At 74.3% G+C, this 14,254-nt stretch carries 1 protein-coding gene; it reads right to left on the reverse strand.

From position 1 onward, the window contains the following. Positions 1-17 precede the first annotated feature (17 nt). Positions 18-14,198: an amino acid adenylation domain-containing protein gene (locus tag QBL25_RS05005; protein WP_409055754.1), complete on the reverse strand. Its 14,181-nt coding sequence runs from the start codon at positions 14,196-14,198 to the stop codon at positions 18-20. Positions 14,199-14,254 lie beyond the last annotated feature (56 nt).

Below are 14,254 nucleotides of genomic sequence, written 5' to 3' on the forward strand. Positions count from 1 at the left end.
TCCGGGGCCTCAGGGCTTCAGAGCGGGTTGAATCCGGCTTCGAGCTCCTCGATCTGGCTCTGCGCGAGGCCGAGGAGGGGGAAGTCGGAGGGCGTGTGTCCACCGGCCGTGGGATCGGTGGTGTGGGCGGCGAGGCCGCCGAGCAGGTCCAGCCAGAGCCGTCCGACGCGTCGCGCCGCGGCACTGTCGACGGCTCGGCCCGCCCAGCTGAGCGAGACGGTCAGCTCGGGCCCGTCAGCAGTGTCCACGATGGCCGCGCCCGCTTCCAGGGCGTGCATGGACGGCATGTCCGGGTCGGCCGAGCCGCCGATCGCCGTGTCCCCCGCCAGCTGCCAGGCCGCGGCCGTACGGCCCTGGGACGGGTCGCCCGCGGTGAACCGGCCCAGGTAGTTGAAGCCGATCTGCGGGCCGGGCAGCGCGGCGAGCACGGGGCCCGTCTCAGGGTTCAGGTGGCGCAGCAGGCCGTATCCGAGACCGTCGCCGGGTAGGGACCGCGCCTGTTCCTTGACCGCCTTCAGGAGTGCCCCGGCCGCCGGACCGCCGTCCGCGGCTTCGGCGAGATCCACGTCGGCGACGGCGAGGCGGAGCGGGTGCGTGCTGGTGAACCAGCCGACCGTACGGGAGAGTTCGGCGCCCGCGACCGGTTCACGGCCGTGGCCCTCCACGTCCAGGAGCACGGGTCCCTCGTCGCCGCGCCAGCGCGTGACGGCGCCGGCGAGCGTCGCCAGGAGCACCTCGTGGACCCCGCAGTGGAACAGCGCGGGGGTCCGGCCCGCAAGCGTGGCCGCCACCTCCCGCGGGACCTGCCAGGACGCGCGGCGCGTGGTCTCGGCGGTGTCCACCGCCGGGTCGAGCGCGCGCCGGCCGACGAGCGGTTCTGCGCCGTCGAGCACGGCCTTCCACGCGTCGAGTTCCGCCATCCGCTCCGGACCGGTGGCCTGGGCCGACAGGAGGTGCGCCCAGCGCCGGAAGGACGTCCCCACCGGATCGAGCACGGGCTCCTGTCCCGCCGCGGCGGCCTCGCAGGCGCGGGCCAGGTCGGGGACCAGGATCCGCCAGGACATGCCGTCCACGGCCAGGTGATGGACCATCAGGACCAGTCGGCCGATCCGCTCCGGGCCCGCGTCCACCCACACGACCTGGAACATCGCGCCCGCCGACGGGTCCAGACGCTCGGCGGCCTCCTGCGCCGCCCGTTCCGCGATCTCGTCCAGCGCACCGGGTGCTCCGGCCGCCGTGTCCCCGGCGGCGACTCGGGTCACCAGGCCGGCGGGGTCCACGGACCCTGGTTCGCCGACGACGAGACGCGGCTCGGTGCCGCGAACGGTGCCGCGATCAGAGTCGCGATCGGTGCCGCCGTCCGTGCCGTGGTCCACGCTGTCGCCGGTGCTGTCGCCGTCCGCCGTGACCACGCGTGCGCGCAGCATGGCGTGGGTGTCGAGGAGCGCGGCCACACCGGCCAGGAGCACGTCGTGCCCGAGGCCGGCCGGGGCGCCGACGACGGCCCACTGCGCGAACCTCGGCCCGCGGGCGGACTCACCCAGCTCCCGCATCACCGGGGTCCAGGGCACCTCGCCGACGCCGATGTCCTCGACGGCACCGTCACCGTGCCCGTCGGCCGTCTCCGCCACCGTGGCCAGGCGCTCGGGGGTCTTCTCCGCGAAGACCTGCCGGGGCGTCACCACGAGACCGGAGCGCCGGGCGCGCGAGGACAGCTGCATCGACGAGATCGAGTCGCCGCCCAGCTCGAAGAAGCTGTCCGTGACGCCGACCCGCTCCAGACCGAGCACCTCGGCGAACAGGCCGCACAGCAGCGCCTCGGTCGCCGTGCGCGCCTCGCGTCCCGCGGCCTTCCCCGCGAAGTCGGGGGCGGGCAGCGCGCGCCGGTCCACCTTCCCGTGCGCGGTGAGGGGCAGGGCCTCCAGGGGGACGAACGCCGACGGGACCATGAAGGCGGGCAACCGCGCGGCCGTGGCGTCGCGCAGGGCGGCCACGAGTTCATCGGTACGCGACGCCTGCGCCGGGTCGACGACGACGTACGCCACCAGGCGGTGCTCACCGGCCCGCCGGTCGTCACGCGCCACGACCACCACTTGGGCGACCCCGGGCTGCGCGGCCACGACCGCCTCGACCTCGCCCGGTTCGATCCGGTGGCCCCGCACCTTCACCTGCGCGTCCGCGCGCCCGACGAAGACGAGTTCACCGTCGTCGGTCCAGCGCACGAGGTCCCCGGTGCGGTACATCCGCTCGCCGGGCGCGTACGGGCACGCCACGAACCGCTCGGCGGTCAGGCCGGGCCGCGCCCAGTACCCGCGGGCCACTCCCGCGCCCGCCGCGTACAGCTCGCCCGGCGCACCCGGCGGGACGGGCCGGAGGAAGCGGTCCAGGACGAACACCTGGACGTTGGCCATCGGACGGCCGATCGGCACCGCGGCGCCGCCTGCTCGCCCACCCGGCTTCCCTGCCCCGCCCGTCTCAGCTTCCCCGGCCGCCTCCGCCGGCCCGTCCGGCTCTCCCCGCCCGCCCGGCAACAGAGGCGCGCTCATCGCCGCGCACACGGTCAGCTCGGTGGGCCCGTACGCGTTCACCATGCGCCGTCCCGCGGCCCATCGGTCCACGAGCGCCGGGGGGCACGTCTCGCCGGCCACCACCAATGTCACCAGCTCCGGCGGTAGTTCCTCCTCCACCGCCAGCACGCTCGGAGGCACCGTCACATGCGTCGCGCCCCACGCGCGGACCGCCTGGCCCAGCGCAACCTGCGGCGGCAGCGCGTCCGGCCCCGCCACCACGAGCGCCCCTCCGGACAGCAGCGCCATGCACAGCTCGGAGACCGACGCGTCGAAGCTCGGCGAGGCGAACTGGAGCACCCGCGCGTCCGGGCCCACCGCGAACCGCTCGATCTGCGCCCGCGCCAGGTTGGCCAGTCCCGCGTGCGGCACGACCACACCCTTCGGCGTCCCGGTCGACCCGGAGGTGTAGATCACGTAGGCCGCGTTGGCCGGACCGAGCGGACCGCTGCGTTCACCCTGACCGACGGGTCCCGCGTCCTGGCCGGCCACGGCCGCCAGGACCTCCGGATCGTCGAGGACGATCACTCGGCCCGTGAACCCGTGCGGCACCAGGGAACGCGTCTGCCCCGTGCACAGCACCACCGCCGGGTCCGCGTCCGCGAGCACGAACGCCACCCGCTCCCTCGGGTATCCCGGGTCGACCGGCACGAAGGCGCCGCCCGCCATCGTCACCGCGAGCACGGAGACCACCGTCGCCTCCGAGGCCGGTACCAGCACGGCCACCCGGCGCTCGGGGCCCACACCGGCCGCGATCAGATGCCGGGCCCAGCGGCCCGCCTCCGTCTGCACCTGCGCGTACGACAGCGTCCGCTCGCCCGACACCAGGGCGGTGGCGTCCGGCGACCGCTCCACCTGTCGCCACAGCAGCTCGGGCAAGGTCCGCGGGGCCACCGGGGCCCGCGTGCGGTTCCACTGCCTGACGACGCGTTCGTGGCGCGCTGCGCCCAGTACCCCCACCCGTGCCACGGGCGCCGACGGATCGGCGGCCATCCCTTCGAGCACATGGCCCAGTGCCGCCACCATCTCCTCGGCCCAGGCCCGGTGGAACACGCCGGGCCGGTAGATGAACTCGCCGTGCAGCCGGTCGCCCGGTACCGCGATGAGCGTCAGCGGGTAGTGACCGGTGTCCTCCGGTGTGCCGCCGGGGCGGATGGACAGGATGTCGGGCGCGGGCTCGCCCAGCGGCGGGCGCGGGTAGTTCTCGTACACGACGAGCGTGTCGAAGGCGGCGCCGGGACCCGCGAGCCCGCGGATCTCGGAGAGGCCGATGTGCTGGTGGGACATGAGCGCGACCTGCCGCTCCTGGAGGCCGGTCAGCATGGCGGCGACCGACTGCTCCGCCCGCAGATCGACGCGTACGGGGAGCGTGTTGAGGAACAGGCCGACCATCGACTCCACGCGCGGCAGCTCGGCGGGCCGGCCCGCGGCCGTCGCGCCGAAGACCACGTCGGTGCGGCCGACGAGCCGGGCCAGGAGCAGCGCCCAGGCGCCCTGCACGACGGTGTTCACCGTCAGGCCGTGACCGCGCGCCAGCTCGACGACGCTCCGGGTGAGGTCCTCGCCGTACTCGAACGGCACGCGGTCGGGCACGGCAGGCACGGCGGACAGCTCGTCGGGCACCGTCAGCGTCGGTTCGTCCGCGCCCGCGAACTCCCTGCGCCAGGCCTCCCGTGCCGCCTCCTTGTCCTGGCGTTCCAGCCAGGCCAGGTACTCCCGGTACGAGGTCGCGACGGGCAGGGTCCGCCCGTCGCCGCCGGCCGCGTAGATCGCGGACATCTCGGCGATGAGGACGGGCAGCGACCAGCCGTCGGTGACGAGGTGGTGGTTGACGACGATCTGGGCATGGCGGTTCTCGCCGAGACGGATCAGCAGCAGGCGCAGCAAGGGCGCTTCGGTCACGTCCAGTCGGCGGGCGCGCTCCTCCTCGGCGATCCGGTCGAGTTCGGCACGGGCGTCCGCAGCCGGGAGTGCCGACAAGTCGACTTCTCGCCAGGGGAGTTCCACCGCCCGCGCGATGGTCTGCACCGCCTGGCCCGACGCACGCCGGTGGAAGCTCGCCCGCAGGATCGGGTGCCGGGCGAGGATGGCTTCCCAGGAGGCCCGCAGCCGGTCCACGTCCAGCGGGCCGTCCAGGTCGAGCACGCGCAGCCCCTCGTAGAGGTCCGGCCCCTGCTCGTCGAACCCCGCGTGGAACAGCAGCCCTTCCTGTAACGGCGAGAGCGGCCATACGTCCACCACATCCGGCACGGCGGCTTCGAGTTCGTCGACCTCGTGCTGTGCGAGGTCCACGAGGGAGAAGTCGGACGGGGTGTGCCCGCCCACGGGAGCGTCGGTGGCGGGGCCGGTGGTGTGAGCCGCCAGACCGGCGAGGAGGTCGAGCCAGATCCGGGCGAGGCGAGCGGCCTCCGCCTCGCCGATCACACCGGTGGGCCACGTCAGCGTGACCGTCAACTCCGGCCCCGCAGAGGTGTCCTGCACGGCAGCGCCCGCCTCCAGGGCGTGCAGCGCGGGCATGTCCGGGTCGACCGAACCGCCGATGGCCTCTCTCCCGGCCTGCTGCCAGGGGGCGACGGGGCCCGCCGCTGCCTCCGCCGGGAACCGCCCCAGGTAGTTGAAGCCGATCTGCGGGGTCGGCACGTCTGCAAGGGCAGGTGCGGTGTCGGGGTTCAGGTGGCGCAGGAGCCCGAATCCGAGCCCGTCGCCGCCGGGTATGGCCCGCGCCTGCTCTTTGACGGCTTTCAGGAGCGCCCCTGCCGCCGGACCGCCGGTCCGTGCAGCGTCCAGGTCGATCCCGGACGCGTCCAGGCGTACGGGGTGGGTGGCCGTGAACCAGCCGACCGTGCGCGACAGTTCGGCGCCCGCGAGCGGCTCCCTGCCGTGCCCCTCGACGTCGAGGAGTACGGGGCCCGGCTGGCCGCGCCACTGCGTGAGCGCGCCCGCGAGCGTCGCCAGGAGCACCTCACGCACTCCGCAGTGGAACACCGCGGGCGTCCGGCCCGCCAGGGTGTCCGCGAGGTGGGTCGGCACGGTCCAGGAGCGGCGGCGCATGGTGGCCGCGGTGTCCTGCTCCGGATCCAGGTCCCGTGTGCCGAGCGGGAGTTCGGCCGTGTCGAGGAGAGCGGTCCAGCCCGCCAGCTCGGCGGTCCGGGGCTCGCCGGCGGCCTGCTCGGTCAGGACGTCCGTCCACTGCTTGAAGGACGTGCCCACCGCGTCGAGCTCCGGCCGCCGCCCGGCCGCCAACGCCTCGCACGCGGTCCGCAGGTCCGGGACGAGGACGCGCCACGACAGACCGTCGACCACCAGGTGGTGCACGACCAGGGCCAGTCGGCCGGTCCGCCGCGGACCGGCGTCCACCCAGACGGCACGCAGCAGCACGCCCGCCGCGGGATCCAGGCGTTCGGTGGCCGCCCGGGCCGCCTCGCCCGCGAGGTCGTCCAGGGTGTCGGCGGGCGCGTCCGTCGCGTCGATCCGCGTGACCAGGGGCGCGGCGTCGACCGAGCCGCGCGGCCCTACGGTCAGCCGGGGCCCGTGACGGCCGCTCTCCCCTGCCACGGCGCGGGCCCGCAGCATGTCGTGCGTGTCGAGCACGGCCCCCACGGCGCCCACCAGCACGTCCTGGCCGAGCCCCGCCGGGGCGCCGACGATCGTCCACTGCGCGAACCTGCCGCGCAGCACTCGCTCGCCCAGTGCCCGCATCACGGGCGTCCAGGGCACATCCCCGATGCCCGCTTCGGCAGTGGCCGGCGCGGCATCCACCCGCCGGGCCACGGCCGCGAGGCCCGCGGGGGTCTCGTGCTCGAAGACGTCCTGTGCCGTGAGGAGCAGGTTCGCGCGGCGGGCACGGGCGACCAGTTGCATCGACATGATCGAGTCGCCGCCCAGCTCGAAGAAGCTGTCGTCGGGCCCCACCCGCTCCAGGCCGAGCAGCTCGGCCGTCAGCGCGCACAGCACCGCCTCGGGCCCCGTGCGCGGCTCGCGCCCGGTGGCCTTGCCCGCGAAGTCGGGGGCGGGCAGGGCGGCACGGTCGACCTTGCCGTTACGGGTCACCGGGAGGGTCGTCAGGGTGAGGACGACGGCGGGGACCATGTAGTCGGGCAGCGTCCTGGCGACGTGGGCACGGACAGCTTCGGGGTCCGGCTGTGCGCCGCCGCCGTCCGCGACCACGTACCCGACCAGGCGACGCTCCGCCTGCCGGTCCTCGCGGGCGACGACGACGGCCTGGGCCACGGCGGGGTGGGCGGCCAAGGCCGCCTCCACCTCACCCAGCTCCACCCGGAAGCCACGGATCTTGACCTGTGCGTCCGCACGCCCGACGAAGACCAGATGCCCGTCCTCGATCCAGCGCACCAGGTCGCCGGTGCGGTACATCCGCTCGCCGGGCAGGTAGGGGCAGGCCACGAACCGCTCCCCGGTCAGGCTCGGGCGGCGCCAGTAGCCCTGCGCCAACCCGGCCCCCGCCACGTACAGTTCACCGGTCACACCGGGTGCCACCGGTTGCAGGAACGCGTCCAGGACGTAGGTCCGCCGACCGCTCATCGGGCGCCCGATCGGCAGGACGGGGCCCAGGGCATCGCCCGGCTCCAGCAGCTGCCAGGTCGCGCAGAGGCTCACCTCGGTCGGCCCGTACATATGGCGCACGGTGACATCGGGGCAGGCGTCCCGCAGCCGCGCCACCGATCCGGCCGGGACAACGTCACCGCCGGTCAGCACCTCCCGCAGCCCGGCGAAGCAGTCGGGGGTCTCCTCCGTCAGGGCCCTGAACTGCCCGGCCGTGGCATGGACGGACGTCACCCCGCGCTTCACGTGCTCGCGCAGCCGCTGGGCGTCCACCACACCGCGCTCGGCCATGACCACGCGGCCACCGGCGGCCAGCGGGACCCACATCTCGTAGAGGGAGACGTCGAAGGCATGCGGTGCGTGCATCAGCACGGCGTCGGCCGGCCCGACCGACCAGGCCCGCTCCCCCACGAGCGCCGCCGCGCTCCCGTGCGGCACGGCGACGCCCTTGGGGGTGCCCGTGGATCCCGAGGTGTACATCACGTACGCCACGTCTTGAGGTCCGTACGACGCGTCGTGGGCTACCGACGCCACATCGTCCGCGCCCGCACCGGCCGCCGCGTCCCGCACGCCCCTAGGCGCCTGCGTCACGACCTCGGGGGCCTGTGTCACGACCGGCCGGTCGGTTTCGCGCTCCGTCCTCCATCGAGGGTCGTCCAGGACCAGGACAGGAGTGGTGAGTCCGTCCGGCACCGAGGCCCGGCTCTCCGTCGTGCACACCACTGCCGCCGGCGCCGCGTCGTCGACGACGAAGGCGATCCGCTCCACCGGCCACCCGACGTCCACCGGCGCATACGCGGCACCGGTACGCCAGATGCCCAGGAGCACGGACGGCAGATCGGGCGACCGCCGCATCACGACGGCCACGCGGTCTCCCCGGCCCACACCCAGCCGCGCCAGACGGTCGGCCCACCGTCCGGACTCCGCCCACAACTCCCGGTACGACAGGGCGCGTTCCCCCTCGACGGCCACCGCGTCCGGCGACGACGCCACACGCTCGGCGATCAGTTCAGGCACGCTCGCGCGAGGGGTCCGCGCACCCGTGGCGTTCCACTCCTCCACGACCGCCGTGCGGTCCTCGGCGTCCAGGACGTCTGCCCGCGCCACCGACAGCGTCGGGTCCGCCACCAGCCGCTCCAGGATCCGGACGACCTGGTGTGCCGTACGGACGGAGCTCTCCCTGCTGATCAGGTCGGGCCGGTAGGTCACCAGGACGCGGAGCCGCTCGGCGGGGATGACGCCGACCGCCAGCGGATAGTGCGTCCCGGCCAGCGTGTGCAGCTGGGTGATCGTGACGTCGTCGGCCGTGGCGCCACCGGCCGGGCCGGTCAGGGCGGCCGACTGCCGCGGGTAGTTCTCGAACATCAGCATGGTGTCGAAGACCGCGCCGGGGCCGGCCAGCTGCTGGATCTCCGACAGGCCCAGGTGCTGGTGGGCGATGAGCGCGGACTGGCGCTCCTGGAGTCCGGCGAGCAGCTCCAGGACCGGCTGCCCGGCGTCGAGCCGCACACGGACGGGCAGGGTGTTGATGAACAGGCCGATCATCGACTCGGCGTCCGGCAGTTCCGGGGGCCGCCCGGCCACGGTGCCGCCGAACACGACGTCCGTGCGCCCGGCGAGCCGCGCGAGGACGAGGGCCCACGCACCCTGCACCACCGTGTTCACCGTCAGCCCATGGGCCCGGGCCAACGCGCCCAGTGCCCGGGTCTTGTCCGGGTCGAGCTCCGCCGAGCCGACCTCCGGCATCACCGGCGGCCGGCCGGGGTCCGCGGGCGCGACGAGCGTCGGTTCGTCCGCACCGGCGAGCTCCGTCCGCCAGGCGTCCCGTGCGGCCTCCTTGTCCTGCCGCTCCAGCCAGGCCAGGTAGTCGCGGTAGGAGGCGGTCGGCTTGAGGTCCCTCGCGTCGCCGCTCGCCGCGTACAGCGCGGACACCTCGTCGAGGATGACCGGCATGGACCAGCCGTCGACCAGGATGTGATGGCTGGTGACGGCGAGTCGGTGCCGGTTCTCGCCGAAGCGGACGAGCAGCAGGCGCAGCAGCGGCCCGCGTGTCAGGTCGAAGCGCTCCGCCATGTCGCGCTCGGCGAGGCGTTCGGCCTCGGCCCGCGCTTCGGCCTCCGGCAGCCGCGACACGTCGGCCTCGCGCCAGGGCAGTTCCAAGTGCCGGGCGACGACCTGTACGGCTTCGCCCGATCCGGACCCGAGCCGGTGGAAGCTCGCCCGCAGCGCCGCGTGCCGGTCCACGAGCGCCTCCCACGCGGCACGCAGCCGGGGCACGTCCAGCGGCCCGTCCAGCGCCATGAGCCGCTGGCTCTGGTAGACGTCCGGGCCGTCCTCGTCGAACGTGGCGTGGAAGAGCATCCCTTCCTGCAACGGCGACAGGGGCCATACGTCGGCCGGCTGCGGCACCGCCGCCTCCAGCTCCGACACGTTGCGCTGGGTGAGGGCGATGAGGGAGAAGTCGGACGGGGTGTGCCCGCCTGCTGCGGGATCATCGGTGTGAGCGGCCAGTCCGCCGAGGACCTGCTCCCACAGGCGGCCGAGTTCCGCCGCGCCGGCGTCGTCGAAGAGCCCACCGGGCCAGCTCAGCGTGAGGGTCAGCTCGGGGCCTTCGGCGGTGTCCTGGACCACCGCGCTCGCTTCGAGGGCGTGCAGGGCTGGAGTGCCGGGATCGATCAAGCCGCCGATCGCCTCGCTTCCCGCCAGGTGCCAGGGGGCCACCGTGCCCGTCGCCGTGTCGGCGGTGAAGCGGCCCAGGTAGTTGAAGCCGATCTGCGGACGCGCCAACCCCGCCAGCACCCCAGCGGTATCCGGGTTCAGATGCCGCAGCAAGCCGAACCCGAGCCCGTCCCCCGGCACCGCCCGCGCCTGCTCCTTCACCACCTTCAACAACGCCCCGGCCGCCACACCCCCGGCCATCACCTCACGTACATCCACCGCACCCACATCAAGCCGCACCGGATGCACAGCGGTGAACCAGCCGACCGTACGCGACAGATCCACCCCCTCGGCCGCCACCCGACCATGCCCCTCCACATCCAGCAGAACCCCGGAATCCGTGTCCCGCCGCCAAAGAGCAACAGCACCCGCCAACGACGCCAACAACACCTCATGCACACCACAGTGGAAAACCGACGGCGTCCGGCCCGTCAAGGTCTCGGCCTGCGAGGACGACACGGTCCAAGAACGGCGGCACATGGTCGCGGCGGTGTCCCGAACCGGATCCAACTCGCTTGCACCCAGCGGCGCTTCGGACTGAGTACCGAGCAGTTCGGTCCACCGCGCGAGTTCGGCCGTCCGCCGCTCTCCGCTCGCGTCCGCCATCTGGATGTCGGCCCACTGCTTGAACGAGTGCGGAACCGGGTCGAGTTGAGGCGCGCGGCCCGCGGCCACCGCCTCGCACGCGGCACGGAGGTCCGGCAACAGGATCCGCCAGGAGACTCCGTCCACCACGAGGTGATGGACCACGAGGACCAGCCGTCCGTCACGCTCAGGACCGGCATCCACCCACACGGCCTGCACCATCACACCGGCGGCCGGGTCAAGCCTGTCCACCGCCTCGCGCGCCGCCCGCGCCGCGACGCCGTCCAGCGAATCAACCGAACTCACCGAGTCCGTCGGCGCGGCCTTCGCGTCGACCCGCACGACCAGGCCCTCCACGGACACCGAACCGCGCGGTGTCACCGTCAACTTGGGCCCGTCGCCTTCCGTCACCACCCGCGCCCGCAGCATGTCGTGCGCGTCGAGTACGGCGCCGAGCCCGCCCAGGAGCACGTCCCGGCCGAGATCCGCCGGAGCGCCGACGGTCGCCCACTGCGCGAACCCGCCGCGCAGACCGCGCTCCCCCAGCTCCCGCATCACCGGCGTCCAGGGCACGTCCCCCACGCCCGCGTCGCCCGGCGAACCGCCGCCGCGCGCCCTCTCCCCTGCTCGCAGCGCCTCCGCGACGCGTGCCAACCCCTCGGGGGTCTTCTCGTCGAAGACCTGGCGGGGGGTCATCACGAGGCCGGCGCGACGGGCCCGTGCGACCAGTTGCATCGACATGATCGAGTCGCCGCCCAGCTCGAAGAAACTGTCCCCGACCCCGACCCGTTCCAGGCCGAGCACTTCGGCGAACAGGCCGCACAAGGCCGCCTCGGTCTCCGTACGGGGCGCGCGGTCCGTGGTCCGGGCCGCGAAGTCGGGCGCGGGCAGAGCCCGGTGGTCGACCTTGCCGTTACGGGTGACCGGGAGCTCGCCCAGCGGGAGCACGTCGGCCGGAACCATGTAGTCGGGCAGCGTCCTGGCCGCATGGGCGCGGACGAGGCCGGGGTCCACGCCCGCCGGACTCTTCGGCACGACGTAACCGACCAGGCGGCGCTCGCCCGGGCCGTCCTCGCGGGCGACCACCACCGCCTGCGCCACGGCGGGATGCGTGGCCAGGGCCGCCTCCACCTCGCCGAGCTCCACGCGGAACCCGCGCACCTTGACCTGTGCGTCCGCGCGGCCGACGAAGAGCAGTTCACCGGTGTCGGACCAGCGCACCAGGTCCCCGGTGCGGTACATCCGTCCGGCCGGTACGAACGGGCAGGCCACGAAGCGTTCCGCCGTCAGCTCGGTGCGGCCCCAGTACCCCTGCGCCAGGCCCTCGCCCGCCACGTACAGCTCCCCGGTCACGCCCGCGGGCACCGGCTGGAGGAACGCGTCGAGGACGAACACCCGCCGGTTGCCCAGGGGGCGGCCGATGGGCAGGACCGGCCCCACGGCGTCGTGCGGCCCCCAGAGCCGCCAGGTGGCACACAGGGTGACCTCGGTCGGCCCGTACAGATGCCGGACGACCACGTCGGGGCAGGCCTCGCGCACCCGTGCGACCGCCTCCACCGGAACCACGTCACCGCCCGTCAGGACCTCGCGCAGGCCGGTGAAGCACGCCGGTGACTCCCCCGCGAGGACGCGGAACGAACCGGCGGTCAGATGCACCGAGGTCACGCCTCGGTCCACGTGCCGCCGCACCTGCTCGGCATCGACCGGGCCCGGTCCCGCGACGACCACGCGGCCCCCGGACGCCAGCGGGACCCACACCTCGAAGAGGGACACGTCGAAGGCGTGCGGGGCGTGCATGAGGACCGCGTCATCCGGGCCGACGGACCAGCCGCGCTCCCCCACCAGCGCCACGACGCTGCCGTGCGACACGGCCACGCCCTTCGGCACACCCGTGGATCCCGAGGTGTACATCACGTACGCCACGTCGTCCGCGCCCACGAGCACGGACGGACCGGCCGCGCCGCCCGTAACGCCCCTATCGCCCTCGTCGGGCGACGCGGCGGCCACGGCGTCCCGCACGCGCGGGTCGTCGGTCACCACCGGTCCGGGGCCCTCGTCCGGCACGACGGCCCGGGTCTTCTCCGTGCACAGCACGACGGCCGGAGCCGAGTCGTCGAGCACGAAACGCACGCGCTCCGGCGGCGAGCCCGCGTCGACGGGCACATAGGCGGCGCCCGCCCGCCACACGCCCAGGAGCAGCGGCAGCAGTTCGGCCGACCGCTCCATCACGACCGCGACGCGGTCACCGCGCCGCACCCCCGCGTCCGTCAGGTAGCGGGCCCAGCGGCCCGACTCCGCCCACAACTCCCCGTACGAGAGCGTCCGTTCCCCCTCGACGGCTCGTGCGTCCGGCGCCGCGGCCACGCGTCCGGCGATCAGTTCCGGGACCAGTGCGCCCGGCACCTCGCCCGCCGTGCCGCCCCATCCCTCCACGACCAGGCCGCGCTCGGGCGCCGCGAGCACACCGAGCCGGCCCACGGGGGCGGACGGGTCTTCCACCAGCTGTTCGAGGACCCGCACCAGCCACGCGCACACCGACTCCGCGGTCTCGCGGTCGAACTGGTCCGGGCGGTAGTCGAGCTTGCAGAGCATCCGGTCCCCGTCGGGCGCCACCACCAGCGTGAAGGGATAGTGCGCGGTCTCCTGACCGGCGGCGATCCGCACGCCGAAGGTGTCGGGCGACGGGGGCCCCGCGGGCGGGCTGGGGTAGTTCTCGTACACCACGAGGGTGTCGAAGCCCGCGCCCGACGCGTCGGCGAGCCCCTGCACCTCGGGCAGTCCGAGGTGTTGATGCTCCATCAAGGACGATTGGCGCTCCTGGAGTGCGGCCAGCATGCGGGCCACCGGCTGCCCGGCGTCGAGCCGGACGCGCACGGGCAGGGTGTTGATGAACAGCCCGACCATCGACTCGACGCCCGGCAGTTCCATCGGCCGCCCCGCCACGGTGGCACCGAACACCACGTCCGTGCGCCCGGCGAGCCGCGCGAGGACCAGCGCCCACGCCCCCTGCACGACGGTGTTCACCGTCAGGCCCTGGCCACGGGCGAACCGCAGCAGGCCTGCGGTCAGTGCGGCGGGGAACTCCTCGATCAGGCTCTCCGGGGGCAGGGGCGTGCGGCCCGGGTCCTCGGGCGCGACGAGGGTCGGCCCCTCCGCCCCCGCGAACTCCGCCCGCCAGGCGGCCCGCGCCGCCTCCTTGTCCTGCCGGCCGAGCCAGGCCAGGTACTCCCGGTAGGACGTCACCGGCGGCAGTCCTGAGGTGTCGCCGCCCGCCGCGTAGGCCGCGGAGAGCTCGCCGAGCAGGACCGGCATCGACCAGCCGTCCATCAGGACGTGGTGGCTGGTGACCACCAGGCGGTGGCGCTCCGCACCGATCCTGATCAGCAGGAGCCGCAGCAGCGGAGCCGTCGCCAGGTCGAAGCGCTCGGCCCGTTCCCGGCCCGCGAGCCGGTCCGCCTCGGCCAGGGCATCGGCTTCCGTGAGCCCGGAGAGATCGGCCGCGCACCACGGCAGCTCCACCTCCCGCGCGATGACCTGCACCGCCTCACCCGTCTTCCGCCTGCGGAAGCTCGCCCGCAGGGCGGCGTGCCGGGCCAGCAGCGCCTGCCAGGACGCCCGCAGCCGGTCGGCGTCCAGCGGGCCGGTCAGGTCGAGCAGCCGCTGCCCCTGGTAGACGTCGGGACCCTCGCTGTCGAAGGCGGCGTGGAAGAGCAGCCCTTCTTGCAGGGGCGACAGCGGCCACACGTCCTCGACAAGGGATCGGGTCATCGCTTCTCTCCTCGGAGCGAGTTGCTGCGGGCGGATTCACGTGGCGGTTTTGGGTG

The sequence above is a fragment of the Streptomyces sp. SYP-A7185 genome (genome assembly GCF_046103685.1).
GTDB lineage: Bacteria > Actinomycetota > Actinomycetes > Streptomycetales > Streptomycetaceae > Streptomyces.

Coding starts and splice junctions, on each gene's coding strand:
- QBL25_RS05005 (WP_409055754.1), bottom strand. CDS start 14,198: ATGACCCGATCCCTTGTCGAGGACGTGTGGCCGCTGTCGCCCCTGCAA.